15 protein-coding genes and 1 pseudogene are annotated in these 16205 nt (G+C 62.1%); 13 read left to right on the plus strand and 3 right to left on the minus strand.

The window, feature by feature from the left end; translation table 11 throughout:
• Positions 1 to 33 precede the first annotated feature (33 nt).
• Complete coding sequence (locus AC0GNR_RS12495; RefSeq protein WP_472901284.1) at positions 34 to 2319, plus strand: O-antigen ligase family protein; 2286 nt, start codon at positions 34 to 36, stop codon at positions 2317 to 2319.
• A 27-nt stretch (positions 2320 to 2346) separates the two neighbouring features.
• On the opposite strand, the gene AC0GNR_RS12500 is transcribed toward AC0GNR_RS12495, so the two are convergent.
• Entirely contained in the window at positions 2347 to 3225 is an 879-nt protein-coding gene (locus AC0GNR_RS12500; RefSeq protein WP_472901285.1) for an NRDE family protein, read from the minus strand.
• Between the two features lie 23 nt (positions 3226 to 3248).
• Complete coding sequence (gene ygfZ / locus AC0GNR_RS12505) at positions 3249 to 4202, minus strand: CAF17-like 4Fe-4S cluster assembly/insertion protein YgfZ (protein ID WP_472901286.1); 954 nt, start codon at positions 4200 to 4202, stop codon at positions 3249 to 3251.
• 114 nt (positions 4203 to 4316) lie between these two features.
• Between ygfZ and mltG the strand changes: the two genes are divergently transcribed.
• From mltG to AC0GNR_RS12560, 11 genes are all read left to right on the plus strand, one after another.
• Complete coding sequence (mltG, locus tag AC0GNR_RS12510) at positions 4317 to 5321, plus strand: endolytic transglycosylase MltG (protein ID WP_472901299.1); 1005 nt, start codon at positions 4317 to 4319, stop codon at positions 5319 to 5321.
• A 36-nt stretch (positions 5322 to 5357) separates the two neighbouring features.
• Positions 5358 to 6017: a dTMP kinase gene (tmk, locus tag AC0GNR_RS12515; protein ID WP_472901287.1), complete on the plus strand. Its 660-nt coding sequence runs from the start codon at positions 5358 to 5360 to the stop codon at positions 6015 to 6017.
• Positions 6014 to 7066, plus strand: coding sequence for a DNA polymerase III subunit delta' (locus tag AC0GNR_RS12520; RefSeq protein ID WP_472901288.1), 1053 nt, complete (start codon positions 6014 to 6016; stop codon positions 7064 to 7066). Before tmk ends, AC0GNR_RS12520 begins: the two co-directional genes overlap by 4 nt.
• A gap of 99 nt (positions 7067 to 7165) precedes the next feature.
• Positions 7166 to 7537, plus strand: coding sequence for a PilZ domain-containing protein (locus AC0GNR_RS12525; RefSeq protein ID WP_472901289.1), 372 nt, complete (start codon positions 7166 to 7168; stop codon positions 7535 to 7537).
• 67 nt (positions 7538 to 7604) lie between these two features.
• Positions 7605 to 8420 carry a TatD family hydrolase gene (locus AC0GNR_RS12530; RefSeq protein WP_472901290.1) on the plus strand — a complete coding sequence of 272 codons (816 nt, stop codon included), beginning with the start codon at positions 7605 to 7607 and terminating at the stop codon, positions 8418 to 8420.
• A 5-nt stretch (positions 8421 to 8425) separates the two neighbouring features.
• Positions 8426 to 9106, plus strand: coding sequence for an ankyrin repeat domain-containing protein (locus AC0GNR_RS12535; protein WP_472901291.1), 681 nt, complete (start codon positions 8426 to 8428; stop codon positions 9104 to 9106).
• A gap of 327 nt (positions 9107 to 9433) precedes the next feature.
• Positions 9434 to 10279: an ABC transporter substrate-binding protein gene (locus AC0GNR_RS12540; protein ID WP_472901292.1), complete on the plus strand. Its 846-nt coding sequence runs from the start codon at positions 9434 to 9436 to the stop codon at positions 10277 to 10279.
• A gap of 3 nt (positions 10280 to 10282) precedes the next feature.
• Complete coding sequence (locus AC0GNR_RS12545; protein WP_472901293.1) at positions 10283 to 10969, plus strand: ABC transporter permease; 687 nt, start codon at positions 10283 to 10285, stop codon at positions 10967 to 10969.
• A 12-nt stretch (positions 10970 to 10981) separates the two neighbouring features.
• Positions 10982 to 11695: an ABC transporter permease gene (locus AC0GNR_RS12550; RefSeq protein ID WP_472901294.1), complete on the plus strand. Its 714-nt coding sequence runs from the start codon at positions 10982 to 10984 to the stop codon at positions 11693 to 11695.
• Positions 11696 to 11725: 30 nt separating this feature from the next.
• Positions 11726 to 12865, plus strand: coding sequence for a M14 family metallopeptidase (locus AC0GNR_RS12555; protein ID WP_472901295.1), 1140 nt, complete (start codon positions 11726 to 11728; stop codon positions 12863 to 12865).
• A 44-nt stretch (positions 12866 to 12909) separates the two neighbouring features.
• Positions 12910 to 13710, plus strand: a complete 801-nt coding sequence (locus AC0GNR_RS12560; RefSeq protein ID WP_472901296.1) for an ABC transporter ATP-binding protein — start codon at positions 12910 to 12912, stop codon at positions 13708 to 13710.
• 31 nt (positions 13711 to 13741) lie between these two features.
• Here AC0GNR_RS12560 and AC0GNR_RS12565 read toward each other — a convergent pair whose 3' ends face one another.
• On the minus strand, positions 13742 to 14686 hold the full coding sequence (locus AC0GNR_RS12565; protein ID WP_472901297.1) for an FHA domain-containing protein: 945 nt from the start codon (positions 14684 to 14686) through the stop codon (positions 13742 to 13744).
• 1108 nt (positions 14687 to 15794) lie between these two features.
• On the opposite strand from AC0GNR_RS12565, the pseudogene AC0GNR_RS12570 reads away from it, so the two are divergent.
• Positions 15795 to 16205: pseudogene (locus AC0GNR_RS12570) on the plus strand (IS21 family transposase); the annotation flags it as partial.

Below are 16205 nucleotides of genomic sequence, written 5' to 3' on the forward strand. Positions count from 1 at the left end.
CACCCCGCCACACACCCAGACCGCAGCAGTTCCATGGCCAAGAAAAAGCGCAATGCGCCGCCCGTCCCGGGCGCCAGCACCTCCACCCACCGTCCAGCCAGTGCGCCAGCGCCCAGTGCAGCGCCCGCCGCACGCGTGCCCAGTCCGGTGGGTGCGCTAACCCTGCCTGGCGAGGCCTCCCAGGGCGACTGGACGGTGGCCATCCTGGCGCTCATGATGTTTTTGGCGCCGGCGTTGGGCGTGCCCAATGAGGAAATGATTCAGGACACGCTGAAATCCATCATCGTGTCGTTTGCTGCGCTGGGCGCGGCCCTGTTCTTTTTCTGGAACCAGCGCAACCGCAACCAGGCGCTGCGCTGGCACGCCGTGGTCTGGCTGCCGCTGTTGCTCATGGCCTATGCCCTGGGCAGCATGGCCTGGTCACACACCTACCTCGGCGGGGTCGAAGCCATCCGGTGGTTCATTTTTTCCATCCTGCTCTGGCTGGGCCTGAACACGCTGGACCGCGAGCGCCTGCCCACCCTGGCCTGGGGCATCCATGCGGGTGCTTTTTTTGCATCCCTCTGGACGGCCCTGCAGTTTTGGGTCGATTTCACGTTTTTCCCCCAAGGCCCCAATCCAGCCTCCACCTTTGTCAACCGCAACTTCTTTGCCGAATTTGTGGTGTGCACGCTGCCGTTTTCGGTCTATCTGCTGACCCGCGCACGCAACAGCGCCACGGTGGCGCTTTTGGCGTTTTCCCTGGGTTTCAACCTGGTTGCGATGTTCATGACGGGCACCCGCTCGGCCTTGCTGGCCTTCGTGGCTCTGCTGCTGGTGACCCCCGTGCTGCTGTGGCGCTACCGCCAGCACCTGGCCATGTCTAGCTGGGACGCAGGCCGGCGTATTCTGGCCGGTGGCGTGCTGGTTGCCACGGTGTTGGGTTTGGGGCTGATCAGCACCGGCAACCCCAAAATGGTGGCCGAAAACGTGGGGAACAACGCGTTGGAGCGCGCTTTCGCGCGGGCGCTGACGATGGCAGAGCAAAAAGAGTACGAATCCGGTTCGATCTCGATCCGCATGGTCATGTGGCAAGCCACGGGCCGCATCATTGCGCAGCGCCCCCTGAGCGGCGTGGGTGCTGGCGCCTGGGAAGTGGATCTGCCGCTCTACCAGAACGAAGGTGCACAGCTTGAAACCGACTACTACGTGCACAACGAGATACTGCAGTTGCTGGCCGAATACGGGCTGGCAGGCTGGTTGTTTTTGCTCGGCTTGCTGGGCTATCTGGCCCGCGCTGCCTGGCGCACCCTAACGCTCAAAGGCGAAGACGCTCAGACCGAGGGCATGTTGCGTGGCAGCACACTGGCCGCGCTGATGGCCTTTTTGATTGTCAGCAACGCGGGTTTCCCTTGGCGCATGGCCAGCACCGGCGCCTTGTTTGCCGTGTGCCTGGGTATTCTGGCGGCGTCTGACGCGCGCCTGGCGCAGCGTGGCTGGACGGCCGCCGCCCGACTGTCCTGGAAACCGGCTTTTTCTCAGGCGGGTGCCATCGCCACCCTGGGTTGCCTGGCTTTGGCGGCTTACATCACCCAGCAGGCGGTGGCCAGCGAGCGCCTGATCGTCAACGCCACCAAGATTGCGCTCTCGGTGAGCCGGTCGGGCGACTTCAACAACCCGAAATGGATCAAGCCCCGCGAAGACATGCTGCGCATGATCAAGGAAGGGATCGACATCAACCCCCACTACCGCAAGATCACCCCCATGGTGGCCGACGAGCTGGCCAAATGGGGCGACTGGAAAAATGCGGTGTGGATCTGGGAATCGGTGCTGGGCTCGCGCCCTTACGTCACCGCCATCATGAGCAACGTGGCGCGCGGCTACGCCCAGATGGGCCAGCCCGACCAAGCCATGGCCATGCTGGAGCGCGCCAAGGTGCTGCAGCCCAAGGCCTTGTCGGTGCGCTCGCTGGAGGTGATCTTGCTCAGCCGCAATGGCAACGAGCCCCAGGCGCTGGCGATGGCGCGTGAAGACATCACCGCAGGCAAGTTCGACTACGACATGGTCAACACCGGTTATGTGCTGGCCATGCGCGCGCAAGACTGGGACCTGGCCATCCGGGCGATCGAGCTGCGCAACCAAGGCTGGCCGGGCAGCAAGCTGGATGGTGATGCCAAGCTGGGCAACGCCTGGGTGGGCAAGGGCGACATTGGCAAGGCGATGGACTATTTCCGCTCAGCCATGGACGCCACGCCGCCCGGCCAGCAGCAAAACACGCTCAACATGATCCCGCAAGGCTTGTGGCCCCAATTGCAGCAAAAGCCTGCCGCCAGCCCATAAGTCAGGGGCCGGCGATGGGCGACGTGGTTACCACACCAGGGTTTCGCTGCGGTGCACCGGCGGCGCAGCGCCCGCGGTGTGGACCGCACCGGGCGCTGTCGGGGCCTGTGCGTGGGTCCATTCGTCCAGGCTGACCTGCCAGTATCCCAGCGGTTGCGCTTGCGCTTGCGGCTGGACGCGCACCACCAGGCTGCTGCGCGTGCCGTAGCCACGCTCGGGCATGCGCACAAACGGGCTGGACAACTGCCGCTCCAGGTCCACGTCTACTCCGGTGCGCGGCAAATCGCCATCTGCTGCCAGCTGGTCATCCAGCAAGGCCTGTTGCAGGTCAGCCCACCAAAGGGCGCCAGTCGAGGGCTGCGCTGCGTGGTCAAGCGACGCTTCGAGCGCCTGCGTGAGCCGCTGCGTCTTGGGCCAAGGGGTGCTCAGTGTGGCGTTGGACAAGCCGTAGACACCTGGTTGGAGGCGTTGGGTATACAGCTGGCTTGCATCGGGTTCATGCGGGCGTGCCGGGTGGCGGTTGCCCAGCCAGGCCCAATGGCCCTGGTGCAGATCGCCCACCACCAAGTTGAAGCCGCCATAGTCGGCGGGGGCTATGCCGGCTTGCAGTCCATGCAAGTCTAGGTCGCCAGCAAGCCAGCGCGTGGGCAGTTCACCCCGGCTGCGCCGGCCAGACCCAGGCTGGCCATCCCGCACATTGGTCAACATGGCCACACGCCCGCCGGTGCTCACACCCAACCAGGTTCCGCCGTCGCGAAGGTCGCGCCCAGCCACCACGTCGGTCCCCGAGGGCAGTGTCCAGCGGTGCAGGCCCGCAGTCGGACGATCGAAAAACTCGTCTCGGTTGGCCGCAATCAACAGCGGGCAGGCTGCGTGGGCATCAATCGCAAAGGCGATCAGGCACATGGGGGCGCTCGGTCAGGGGCGGGTCAAATGTCGTCGAGCAACGGGTAGGGCAGGGGCAGCACGGTCAGCGCAGGTCCTTGCGCGCTGCCCACATGCAGCGCGCCACCCTCTGCGGCACGGGTTTGCATCGACACCAGCGCGTGCCAGCCACCAGCCGGGCAGGGCGCTGCAGCTGCCACGGTGCCACAGGGTTGCTCGGCGTCGCTGTCGTGAAACACCTCTTGCCCCACTGCCAGGGGTGCATTGGCTTGCACCAGGTAGGCCCGGCGCTTCAGCGTGCCCCGGAACTGGCTGCGCGCCACCACCTCCTGGCCCGGGTAGCAGCCCTTCTTGAAGTTCACGCCGCCGACCGACTCGTAATTCAGCATCTGCGGCACAAAGGCTTCCACGATGGGTTGGGTGAGGGTGGCCACACCACCCATCACGTCCAGCCACGCCCAGTGCGCGGTGTCCAACAGGGGCGCTTCGGGCTGAGGCGCCACGCCGTCCACCACCGGCGCCACCCACAGGGCACGCGCCACACCAGCAGCCGGGTACAGGCGCACCCATTGGGCGCCATCGGCAGTTGCGGTGGTGCTCCATGGTTTTTCTGGAAGGTTTGAGGGCGCCGCTCCCGCCACACCCCACAGGGCAAAGGCGTCGCTGGCGTCGCTCAGCTTGACCTGGGCGCGCAGCACAAACATGGACAAACGTTTGAGTGTGGCGGGTAGCAGGTCGCGGCTGCACACCAGCAAGATGTCGTCATGGCTGCGTTTGAAGGCCACAAAACTGGCCTGCATGCGCCCTTTCGCTGAACAAAAAGCCGCAAAGCGGGCTTCGGACAGCCCCAGCAGCGAAAAGTCCTGGGTGAGCTGACCGTGTAAAAACTTGGCAGCATCGGCGCCCTGGGCACGAATCACACCCCAATGGGGCAGGGGAGCAGCGCCCTGAAGACGGGTGGGGTCAAACGCGGGGTCCAAGGCGGTGGCATGGCTCATGTCGGTGTCTGCTTTCGATGGATTCGGATCGCTCGATTATGATCACCCGCCCATGGAAGCGCGCCCACAGGCGCGCTTGTCCCCACTCTTTTTCCAGACGCCCAACCCGCTGTGATACGCCTGCTGAAACTGCTGCTTGCCCTGGTCATTCTGGGGCTGGGTGCGGCCGCAGCCGCAGCTTGGTGGCTGCAGCGCCCCTTGCAAATGCCCGATGCCGTGAGCGCCGAGGCACCGCTGGAAGTGACCATTGCACCCGGTACGTCGGCACGCGCTGTGGCCGACACCCTGGTGAAAGCGGGTGTGCAGACGCCTTCTGCGCTGTTGTACGCCTGGTTTCGGCTCTCGGGCGATTCGCGCAAGATCAAGGCAGGCAGCTACGAACTGGCCCCGGGCACCACGCCGGCCAGCCTGCTTTCCAAACTGGTGCGTGGTGAACAGGCCCTGCGCAGCCTCACCCTGCTAGAGGGGTGGAACATCCGCCAGGTGTTGCAAGCGGTGCGCAGCTCACCCGACCTGACGCAAGACATTGACGGGCTGAGCATGGCCGACCTGATGGCCCGCATTGGCTACCCTGGGCGCCACCCCGAAGGGCAGTTTTTCCCGGACACCTACCGCATGGTGAAGCACACGCCCGCTTCAGCCGTGCTTCGCCAGGCCGCCCAAGCCATGGAACAACAGGTGAACGCAGTCTGGGCCCAGCGCGCGCCCGACAGTCCACTGCGCTCGCCCTATGAGGCCCTGATTCTGGCCAGCATCGTTGAAAAAGAAACCGGTCTTGAAAGCGACCGCGCCATGGTGGCGGGCGTGTTCAGCAACCGGTTGCGCATCGGCATGCGGCTACAGACCGATCCCAGCGTGATCTACGGGTTGGGCGAGCGCTTCGACGGCAACATTCGGCGCTCAGACTTGCAAACCGATACCCCCTACAACACCTACACCCGCGCGGGCCTGCCGCCCACGCCCATTGCCATGCCCGGGCGCAACTCGCTGCTGGCCGCCGTGCAGCCAGCGTCGACCAAGGCCATGTATTTTGTGGCCCGTGGTGATGGCGCCAGCTATTTCAGCGCCACGCTGGAAGAGCACAATGCGGCGGTGCGGCGCTACATCCTGGGTCGTTAAACGGCCCTTTTGCGGCCCCACATTCCATTCATCTCCATGGCACAGCCCGGTCTTTTCATCAGCTTTGAAGGTATTGACGGCGCGGGCAAATCCACCCACATCGCAGGCTTGGCGGACGCCTTTCGTGCACAGGGTCGCCAAGTCACGCTGACCCGAGAGCCCGGCGGCACGCCGCTGGCAGAAAAGCTTCGAGCCCTGGTGCTGAACGACGCCATGGACCCGCTGTGCGAAGCCTTGCTGATGTTTGCCGCCCGGCGCGACCACCTGCAACAAGTGATCGAACCCGCGCTGGCACGGGGGGACGTTGTCCTGTGCGACCGCTTTACCGATGCGACCTTTGCCTACCAGGGTTACGGCCGCGGTTTTGACGTGGGCGTGTTGCGCCAGCTGGAAACTTGGGTGCAAACCCGGCCCGAACAGCCCGGCCAGCTGCGACAGCCCGACCTGACCGTTTGGTTTGACCTGCCACCCGATGTGGCTGCGCAGCGCCTGGCTTCGGCCCGGGTGCCAGACCGCTTTGAATCCCAACCCGTTGCCTTCTTCACCCGCGTGGCCGCGGGCTACGCCCAGCGCCTGGCCGAACAACCCAACCGCTTTGCCCGCATTGCAGCCAACCAGCCTGTTGACGCGGTCTGGCGCAACGTGCACCAGGCGGTGGTGCAGCGCGGCTGGCTCAGCCCACAGGTCCAGCCATGAGCACCAGTCTGCCTACCCCAACGCTGGCACCCTGGTTGCAGCAACAACTGCACAGCCTGCTCGCCCAACGCGGCCACGCCTTGTTGCTGTCTGGCCCCTCAGGGCTGGGCCAGTACGAACTGGCGCTGGCCCTGGCCCGCACCTGGCTGTGTGAGCAACCCACAGAGCAGGGCGCCTGTGGTCACTGTGGCAGCTGCCATGCCATTGATGTGCGCACCCACGCCGACCTGTGCGTGTTGATGCCCGAGACGCTGAGCCTGGAGCTCGGCTGGCCCCTGGACGAAGTCTCGCAAAAAGACATCGACGACAAGAAACGCAAAGCCAGCAAGCTGATCCGGGTGGAAGCGGCACGCGACGCCGTGAGCTTCACGCAGTTCACCCGCTCGCGTGGCAGCACCAAAGTGATCTTGGTGTACCCGGCTGAGCGCATGAATGTGGAGGCGGCCAACACCTTGCTCAAAACGCTTGAAGAGCCGGTGGGTGAAGTGCGTTTTGTGCTCGCCACCGAGGCCGCCCACCAGCTGCTGCCCACCATACGCAGCCGCTGCCAGGGGCATGCCATGGTGTGGCCTGCGCCCGAAGAAGCGTTGCACTGGCTCCAAGCGCAGGTGAGCATGCTGGGTAAGCCAGGCGCAGAAGCGCCCACGCTCGAACAGGCCCAGGTGTGGCTGCAAGCCGCGGGTGGGCGCCCCGCCGATGCGCTCGACTGGGCGCGCAGCGGCCTCAACGCGCAGGCGTGGACCCAGCTGCCACAAGCCTTGGCCCGTGGCGACTGGTCCTTGCTGGCCGACTGGCCCGCAGCCCGCCAGTTGGCCGTGTTGCAAAAGCTGTGTCACGACCTGATGGCCTCGGCCTCCGGCGCTACCCCCCGATTTTTCCCCGCCAGCACGCTGCCCAAAGCGCCGCGCTGGGCCCTGCTGGCCGCCTGGTCGCGCGAACTCATGGGCGCTGCGCGCACGGTAGAACACCCCTTCAACGCCGGCTTGATGCAAGAAGCCTGGGCCGCGCGCACCCGGCAAGTGCTCAGCCCAGGCGGCAGTGCAAGCTGAGGCGCCGCTGGGGCGTCAGGCCAAGGCTGCAAAAAGTCACACACGGTGCGGTGCTTTGGACACCAACACGCCAACCGAATGCCGCTAAACTAGCCGTTCATGAGCACCGCCCCATCGCCATCGGCCAACGCCGCACGTCCCAGCGTCATCCAGCTTTCCATCAAGGAAAAGGCGGCGCTGTACGCGGCTTACATCCCGCTGTTTGCCGACGGTGGCATTTTCATACCGTCTTCCCGCGACTACCGCCTGGGCGACGACGTCTATGTTTTGCTCAGTCTGCCCGACGACCCGCAACGCTACCCAGTTGCCGGCAAGGTGGCGTGGATCACGCCAGCCAAAGCCTCTGGCTCCCGCACGCAAGGCGTGGGCATCCGCTTTCCTGCCGACGAAAAATCGCGCATGCTGAAAGTCAAAATCGAAGAAATTCTGGGCGCCAGCCTGGGTTCGGACCGTCCCACACAAACCATCTGAGCGCTCGGGGCAGGCTGCGTCACCCCAGGCCGAGCCTGAGCGTGCAACCCATTGATTGCCCCCTCGCATGTTTACCGACTCCCACTGCCACCTCAATTTCCCCGAGCTTCGGGAAGACCTTCCAGCCATCTTGACCGCCATGGCTCAAGCCCAGGTTGACCGGGCACTGTGCATTTGCACCACACTGGAAGAGTTTGAAGGCGTGCATGCTCTGGCCACAGAAAACGCCAACCTGTGGTCCACCGTGGGCGTGCACCCCGACAACGAAGGGGTCCAAGAGCCGACGCTGGACAACCTGCTGTCCCGCGCCAAGCGGCCCAAAGTGGTGGGTATCGGTGAAACCGGGCTGGACTACTACCGATTGAATGGCCGTACCGTGGCCGACATGGCCTGGCAACGCGAACGCTATCGAACCCACATTAGGGCCGGGCGCATCACCGATCTGCCGCTCGTCATCCACACCCGCAGTGCATCAGACGACACCTTGGCGATCTTGCGAGAAGAGGGCGGCTTCGGCATTGCCGCCGATCCGCAGGCAGGGCAGGCGCGTTCTCGTGGTGTCTTTCATTGCTTCACCGAAACTGAGGCCGTGGCGCGGGCAGCGCTGGACCTCGATTTCTATATTTCTTTCTCTGGCATTCTCACGTTCCGCAACGCTGCCGACTTGCGCGAAGTGGCGGCCTTTGTGCCCCTGGACCGCATCCTGATCGAAACCGACAGCCCTTATCTGGCGCCCGTTCCCTACCGCGGAAAAACCAACACACCCGCCTACGTGCCGTTCGTGGCCAAACAAATTGCTGAGATCAAAGGTCTTTCGGTTGAAGAGGTGGCCCACATCACCAGCCGCAACTTTGACGCCTTGTTCAACCGCAGCGTGGGTTGAATTCGATGACAAATTACTTTAAGAAATCGGCGAAGAGTATTGTTTTCGCTCTGTTAATGGTGGTTTCTGGCACGGTGCTCGCCAGCTCATTCAACGACTATTTCCGAGCGGTTCAACAAGACAACGAGTCCAAAGTCATTGAACTCACGCTTCGCGGTTTCGACCTGAACACGCGCAACGAGAAGAGCGAACATGCCTTGACGCTGGCCTTGCGCGAGGGCTCACTCAAGGTTGCGGACTTTCTGCTCACCCAGCCCAATGTGGATGTTGAGGCTCGCAATCCACAAGGCGAGAGCCCACTCATGATTGCAGCGTTGAAAGGTCACCTGGCCCAAGCCAAACGCTTGATCGAACGCCGCGCCGAGGTGAACAAGCCCGGCTGGACACCGCTGCATTACGCCGCGTCTAATGAAGCGACCGGCAGCATCGCCATGGTTCGGCTGCTGCTTGAACACCACGCGTACATAGATGCCGAGTCCCCAAACCGCACCACGCCCTTGATGATGGCTGCCCATTACGGCAATCCAGCGGTTGTCAAACTGCTCCTGGAAGAAGGCGCAGACAGCTCGGTGAAAAATGAAAAGGGTTTGACTGCCATCGACTTTGCTCAGCGCGCCGGTCGCGCTGAGGCAGCGGGCATCATCGCTGCCTTTGTCCGCAGCCAACAACCCGCGGGTCGTTGGTAAAGCCGCCTGCCATCTTAGGCAAGCGTTCGCCAGCAAGTCTGGGTTCTCATCGGGATGAGCTTCTCAGTGATTTCCTTGGCAATATGGAACCAACAGCGCGGCCGCTTGGTATTACTCTTTAATTCTACGATGTATATTATGTATAGTTAAATATTCAGAAGCCTACTGGGTGTGAATATTGCCTACCAGAGCGTTAGACCCACCACCCATGCGGGGAAACACCAGCAAGGTGCACGCCAGAAATTGGTCTGCCCCAGCCTACAATTACAAGGCTTGCCAACAACCAATTTGGCAGATCACACAATTCACACTTATTGAAGGACTCTCATGAAGAACCTGTTTTTGTCCCTAAGTCTTGTTGGTGCGGCAGTCTTGGTGGGCTGTGGAAAAACAGAAACTCCTGCACCGGCCGCCCCAGCGCCCGAGACAGCAGCCGCTCCAGCGGCAGCTCCGGCGCCTGCTGAGCTGCCCGAGTTGAAAGTCGCCATTGATCCCACCTATGAGCCCTTCACCTTCAAAACCGCTGACGGCAAACCCACTGGTTTTGACGTGGACATCGCAGAGGCACTTTGCAACGAAATCAAGCGCAAATGCGTGTACGTAGAACAGGTGTGGGACAGCATGATCCCTGGCCTGCAGGCGAAGAAATACGACGTGATCGTCAGTTCCATGTCGATCACCGACGACCGCAAAAAAGTGGTGGACTTTACCGACAAGTACTACAACACCCCCAGCCGTATCGTTGTCAAGGCAGACACGCCGTTCACGGATCTGAGCTCCCTCAAGGGCAAGAACATTGGTGTGCTCAAGGGCTCCACCCAAGAGAAATACGCGATGGGTGACCTGAAGCCCGCCGGCGTTAAAGTGGTTCCTTACGAAGCCCAAGATCAGGTCTATCTGGATATCAAATCGGGCCGTCTGGACGGTACCGTGGCCGACTCTGTCGAGGTCACCGGCGGTTTCTTGAGCAAGCCTGAAGGTCAGGGTTACGGCTTTGTCGGCCCTGTGCTGAACGACGTGAAGTACTACGGTTACGGCGTGGGCATCGCTCTGCGCCAGGGTGAAACCGCGCTGCGTGATGAACTCAACGGCGCTATCAAGGCCATTCGTGCGAACGGTGTTTACGAAACCGTCAGCAAGAAGTATTTCGACTTCGATGTTTACGGCGAATAACGTTTGAGCGGCTACTACGCGTCCATCCTGCAGGGCGCCCTCCTCACGGTGGGCGTCTCGTTGGCCGCGCTGGTGTTTGCGGTCTTGCTGGGCCTGGTCGGGGCAGCTGCCAAGCTCTCGGGTCGTCCGGTGCTGGTGGCGCTGGCCACGCTTTACACCACACTGGTGCGCGGGGTGCCCGAGCTGGTGCTGATGCTGCTGATCTTTTACGGCGGCACCATTGGTCTCAACAACCTTTTGGAGGCTTTGGGGAGCAAGGCGACGGTGGACATCAATCCGTTCTTGGCCGGTGTACTGACCATTGGATTTATCTACGGCGCGTACATGACCGAAACCTTCCGCGGGGCCATCTTGTCAATACCCAAAGGACAAATGGAAGCCGCCTGGGCCTTTGGCATGGGCCCATTGCGCACGTTTTTGCGCATCACCGCACCCCAGATGGTGCGCTATGCCCTGCCCGGCTTCACCAACAATTGGCTGGTACTGATCAAGGCAACCGCCTTGATCAGCCTGATTGGTTTGCAGGAAATGACCTACCTTGCCAAGCAGGCCAGCTCGGCCACGCGCGAACCGTTCACGTTTTTCCTTTTTGCCGCAGGTCTGTTTCTTGTTTACACATCGGTGTCCCTTTGGGCGCTGCGCAAGCTGGAGCGCCGCTTTAGCATGGGTGTGAAACGCGGCCATGTGTGAGGTGATGCGCACATGAAATGGCAAGTCATCTTTGAGCCCGATACCTTGGCCCTTTACGGCGAAGGGGTTGTGACCACGCTCACGCTGCTGCTGTCTTCCCTCGGTGTGGGCGCTGTGCTCGCGGTGTTTTTTGCCCTTGCGCTCACCAGTTCCATTGCACCGTTGCGGGCTTTAGTCGGTGTCTACACCTATGTGATTCGCGGCACGCCGCTGCTGATTCAGGTCTACCTGATCTACTACGGACTCGCCCAACTGGAGTGGATCCAGACCCGCTGGGACGACGTGTGGCCGTGGACCCATTTCAAAGAACCCTTTTTCTGCGCCTTGCTGGCGTTCAGCCTCAACACGGCAGGCTACACCGCTGAAATGCTGGCGGGTGCCATTCGGGAAACGGCCGCTGGAGAGATCGAAGCGGCACAGGCCATGGGCATGAGCCGCGTGCAGGCCATGCGCCGCATTGTCTTGCCCAGCGCCCTGCGCCGCACATTGCCGGCTTACAGCAACGAAGTGGTGATGATGCTTCACAGCACAAGTTTGGCGAGCACGGTGCCGGCCATGCTGGACGTGACCGCCGCTGCCAGTCGTATCTACTCGGACTTTTATCTTCCCTTTGAAGCCTATTTGTTTGCGGCAGCGATTTACCTGTGCATCACGTTCAGCCTGGTGGGTCTGTTCAGGCTCGCAGAGCGCCGTTTTCTTGCCCACTTGGCCCCACGTCGTCATTGACGCCGCGGACCGATCGCCTTCCCTGACTCCATGCACCGCACCGAACACCCCCTGTTAAGTCCCAGCCTGGGTAGCCAGAAAACCCTGGTGAGCTTTCAGTTTGGGCCATCCACCGCAAGACCCAAGGTGTACGTGCAGGCCAGCCTGCACGCAGAAGAGTTGCCAGGCATGCTGGTGGCGCATCACTTGCGCTCGCACCTCGAAGCGGCGGAACGCGAAGGCCTCTTGCTGGGTCAGGTGGTGCTGGTGCCGGCGGCCAACCCGATTGGTCTGGCTCAGCGACTCGATCACAAAGCAATGGGTCGGTTTGAACTGGACACGGCACAAAACTTCAATCGCCACTATCCCGATCTGGCCCTGGCCGTGCTGGACGATGTGAAAGACAAACTGGGTGCCGACGCCGCGGTCAACGTCAGCACGGTCCGCCAGAGCGTCGCCGCCTGGCTGAACGCATGGCAACCCCTGACCGAGCTGGACAGCTTGCGACGTCAATTGTTGTTGCTGTCTCACGATGCCGACGTGGTCATCGACCTGCATTGCGATTGGGAAGCGACCCTGCACCTGTACAGCGAAGAAGCTTGCTGGCTATCCCTGGAGCCACTGGCGCGCTTGCTGGGCTGTCAGGCCGTGTTGCTGGCGCGTGAATCGGGTGGCGGTCCGTTTGACGAGCGCCTGTCAGGGCTGTGGTGGCAACTGTCCGATCACCTGAAGGCCGCAGGCCTGTCCGTACCGCTGCCACAGGGCTGCGCCAGCACCACGGTGGAACTGCGCGGCGAATCCGACGTGAGCCATCCACACGCCATGCGGGATGCCGAAGCCCTGATGGCCTACCTTGGACACCTTGGTGTGTTGCAAACGTCGGATCGAAGAGCCTTACCTCCCCTGCCTTGTGTAGCCACACCCCTTGCAGGCTCCCAAACCCTGCGTTCCCCAGTGCCAGGTGTGCTGGTTTTCCTGGCGCAACCCGGGCAAATGATGGCAGTCGGCGACGTGGTGGCCGAAGTGATTGACCCGACGGCCCCTGACGCTTCCCGCGTCCATGCGGTGTGTGCGGATGTCGCTGGCGTGCTGTATGCCACGGTCAAAGAGCGGTACATCGTCGCCGGTGGCGAGGTGGGCAAAATCGCTGGCAGCACACCCTTCCGCTCCGGTGATTTGCTGGGTGCCTGACCGCTGCGAAGACCCTCCCCTATCTACGCGAGACCTTGTTGGATATGAATCCTGTTGACATTGCGCCCCCATCCGCCGCCAGTCCGCTCCTGGAGGTTGAGAATATTCACAAGCGGTTTGGATCGAACGAAGTGCTCAAAGGCGTGTCGCTCCAGGCGCGTGCGGGCGACGTGATCAGTCTGATTGGTAGCTCTGGATCGGGCAAAAGCACCCTGTTGCGCTGTATCAACCTGCTGGAAAAGCCCAACACCGGGCGCATTGTGCTGGCCGGCGAAGAGCTGCGACTCAAAGCCGACCGCCTCGGTGAACTGCAAGCTGTGGATGCAGCCCAACTGCAGCGTCTGCGCACCAAGCTGGCCATGGTGTTCCAGCACTTCAACCTTTGGGCGCACATGACGGTGCTCGAGAACGTCATTGAAGCGCCGGTCAACGTGCTGGGAATCCCGCGCGACAAAGCCGTGGAAACCGCTCGGCGCTATCTGGATCGGGTAGGCCTTCGCGGCGTCGAAGACCGCTATCCAGCCCACATGAGCGGTGGGCAGCAGCAGCGCGTGGCCATCGCGCGCGCGCTGGCTGTCGAACCCGCGGTGATGCTGTTTGACGAACCCACCAGCGCCCTTGACCCCGAGTTGGTGGGCGAGGTCTTGCGTGTGATGAAGCTGCTGGCGGAAGAAGGGCGCACCATGGTGGTGGTGACGCACGAAATGGGTTTTGCGCGTGAGGTGTCTTCGCACCTCATCTTTCTGCACCAGGGCAAGATTGAAGAACAAGGCCGTCCAGCTGAAGTTTTGGCACGTCCCAAGAGTGAGCGCTTGGCGCAGTTCCTGTCGGGCAACCTCAAGTAGTCCCCCCGCTCCGTCAATGCACCGGTGCCGTTCAGGCCTGTATCAAACTTCGACCGAGCGTCAGACTGCCGTCGACCAGCTTGAAGCTCACGGTCGGCGCACTGAAGTCCGAGAACGGTGCGCCCATCGCGATTTCACCGTTGCTGTGCAGCAAACATTCCTGGCGTCTCAAGGCAATTGCATTTTCAGCACCCTCAAAGCGGACCCAGGTGCCGTAGCTGCTGATATCTTCCAACACGTAGTTCCCCGAGCGGATGTCGATACTGGCGTGCAGGCGCGAAACGCGGGGGTCGTTGATCACGAAGTCGGCTTCTGGAACTCGGCCGATCTTCAGTGGCAGATCGGTCAAGTTGAACGTGCGGCTGGCGTCCAGCCACTCCAGTTCAATGCCACCAAAGACCGATTCTGCGGTCACGCCCAGTTGATGAAGGTCGGAGGGCAAGGTCAAAAACTCCGACAGCATTTCAGGCTGCCATTCGATACGGAACACCTCACAGGGCTCTGCCCTGCCCTTGATGCGCATGGGACCGAGGGTGCGGCTACGCACACCATGGCGCACACCCAGTTTGCGAATCACCTGGTCGGTGACCAGAATCTGCTCGGGTCCGGCCAGATCGCTCAGACGGGAGGCCACATTCACCGCATCGCCAAAACAATCTCCGTCAATTTGCACCACCTGGCCGCGGGCCATGCCAATTTGCATCATGAGTTTCAGGCGGTTGGGCCACTGCGCCACCCGCTTCGAGTGCTCTTGCTGTATCTGAATGATGGTTTCGACCGCGTGGCGGTTGTTGCTGAATGACAGCAAGACGCCGTCCCCCAGCATCTTGACGACTTTGCCGCCGTTTTCCAGACCCACGGAGCCAATCCACTGCGTCAGCTTCGTGACCGCTTTCGTCGCACGGTCGTTGCCCAGTGTTTCAAACACAGACACGCTACCGGTCAAATCTACGAAGGCAATTGTCAGTTCGGCCATATTTCAAAGGTGATGCGCTGTGGATTACAACACAGTGTTGCGAACCCAATCGACACATGGCTCGTCGCCATTTTCGCGCCGGCACCCGCGATGCAGAAACCAACGGCCCTTCCGCCAAAGCAAAGCACCCTTGCAACCAGCCATCCAAACCTTCACCCGCATCATTTTATGAAAGAGGGATTAACAATGCCAAGCCACCTTCTCAGGAGCTGCGCGTAAGCTCATGATTTCAGTGTTGTTTTTTGGCTTTCCCAGTGGAACTCACTATTGCTGTTAGCGGCGCTCTAAACCCGCGTAAATCTGGTGTCGGCAAGCAGTCGGTGGCGGTCATCCGCGGCAGTCAGCTGACTGCTTTGAATTTCCTTTGAATCGAAGGGTGCCCGTTGCACAGGGCACAGACGTGTCCTGAGCGTGCCTGCTTTGGCCATGGCGAGCGGGCTTGAGCCAGCGCAGGGGTATGGCGCAGCGCTGGTGTTTTGCGTTACATATCGCCTACCTGTGTAAGAAGCAGGCGCGACAGTGACAGTCACTTTCCGGTAAACCCACTGTCGCGCCCCGAGACCCACCGCTTTGGAGGGCGCCGTTGCCGCTGTCAGTATTCACGAAGCGGGCGTGGCTGTCCAGCAGCGTGGGCCCACGCATGGGAATGGACCGCCCATGCCCACTGCCCAACACGCACCACCACAGCCGCCGTCACCACCGCCCAGACGTTTTCTGTGCGCCCTGTGTCGCAGCCCTGTGCTCATCTGCAGCCACTGCGACCGCGGCCAGCGCTACTGCAGCGCAGTCTGCTCACTCCAGGCCAGAAGTTGCGCCCAGCGCGCCGCTGCCAAACGCTACCAGGACAGCCGCAAGGGCCGCCACGCTCACGCCACACGCCAGGGGCAATGGCGCGCGCGCCAACAAATAGTGACGCATCAGGGTGGCCCACCACCGCCCTGCGCTGATGTACTCCCATCCAGCGACGCAACCGCTCTGAATCCAGACGCAAGCCAGCGCTGCAAGTGCCAGTTTTGCGGCCGTTCGGTCTCGGCTTTTGTGCGTCAGGACTTTCTGCGATGCCGCTTTCGCCATCCATCCCAACCTTCCGTATGGAGTACCGACTCACATGGCCATTTCACCTGAACTCAAGGCGCAGATCCTGCGCTACCACCACGCCGAGCGCTGGCCGGTGGGAACCATCTCGTCCCAGCTGGGCGTGCACCGCGAGACCGTCATGCGCGTGCTCACCCAGGCCGGCGCGGCCCCAATCGTGCCCGCACAACGCACTTCGGGCGTGACCCCCTACCTGCCCTTTATCCAGGAGACCTTGAAGCAGTTCCCCAACCTCACGGCCAGCCGGCTGCACACCATGGCCGCCGAGCGCGGTTACGAGGGGCGCCCCGACCACTTTCGCCACATCGTCGCCCGCCACCGTCCGCGCCCCCCAGCACAGGCCTACTTGCGCCTGCGCACCTTGCCCGGTGAACAGGGGCAATGCGACTGGGGCCACTTCGGCCACATCCAGATCGGGCAAGCC

The organism is Hydrogenophaga sp. LT287, assembly GCF_055702805.1.

What these genes read in the sequence shown, in the direction of transcription:
- AC0GNR_RS12495 (WP_472901284.1), top strand. Translation starts at nt 34, where the DNA reads ATGGCCAAGAAAAAGCGCAATGCGCCGCCCGTCCCGGGCGCCAGCACC.
- AC0GNR_RS12500 (WP_472901285.1), bottom strand. Translation starts at nt 3,225, where the DNA reads ATGTGCCTGATCGCCTTTGCGATTGATGCCCACGCAGCCTGCCCGCTG.
- ygfZ (WP_472901286.1), bottom strand. Translation starts at nt 4,202, where the DNA reads ATGAGCCATGCCACCGCCTTGGACCCCGCGTTTGACCCCACCCGTCTT.
- tmk (WP_472901287.1), top strand. Translation starts at nt 5,358, where the DNA reads ATGGCACAGCCCGGTCTTTTCATCAGCTTTGAAGGTATTGACGGCGCG.
- AC0GNR_RS12520 (WP_472901288.1), top strand. Translation starts at nt 6,014, where the DNA reads ATGAGCACCAGTCTGCCTACCCCAACGCTGGCACCCTGGTTGCAGCAA.
- AC0GNR_RS12525 (WP_472901289.1), top strand. Translation starts at nt 7,166, where the DNA reads ATGAGCACCGCCCCATCGCCATCGGCCAACGCCGCACGTCCCAGCGTC.
- AC0GNR_RS12530 (WP_472901290.1), top strand. Translation starts at nt 7,605, where the DNA reads ATGTTTACCGACTCCCACTGCCACCTCAATTTCCCCGAGCTTCGGGAA.
- AC0GNR_RS12535 (WP_472901291.1), top strand. Translation starts at nt 8,426, where the DNA reads ATGACAAATTACTTTAAGAAATCGGCGAAGAGTATTGTTTTCGCTCTG.
- AC0GNR_RS12540 (WP_472901292.1), top strand. Translation starts at nt 9,434, where the DNA reads ATGAAGAACCTGTTTTTGTCCCTAAGTCTTGTTGGTGCGGCAGTCTTG.
- AC0GNR_RS12550 (WP_472901294.1), top strand. Translation starts at nt 10,982, where the DNA reads ATGAAATGGCAAGTCATCTTTGAGCCCGATACCTTGGCCCTTTACGGC.
- AC0GNR_RS12555 (WP_472901295.1), top strand. Translation starts at nt 11,726, where the DNA reads ATGCACCGCACCGAACACCCCCTGTTAAGTCCCAGCCTGGGTAGCCAG.
- AC0GNR_RS12560 (WP_472901296.1), top strand. Translation starts at nt 12,910, where the DNA reads ATGAATCCTGTTGACATTGCGCCCCCATCCGCCGCCAGTCCGCTCCTG.
- AC0GNR_RS12565 (WP_472901297.1), bottom strand. Translation starts at nt 14,686, where the DNA reads ATGGCCGAACTGACAATTGCCTTCGTAGATTTGACCGGTAGCGTGTCT.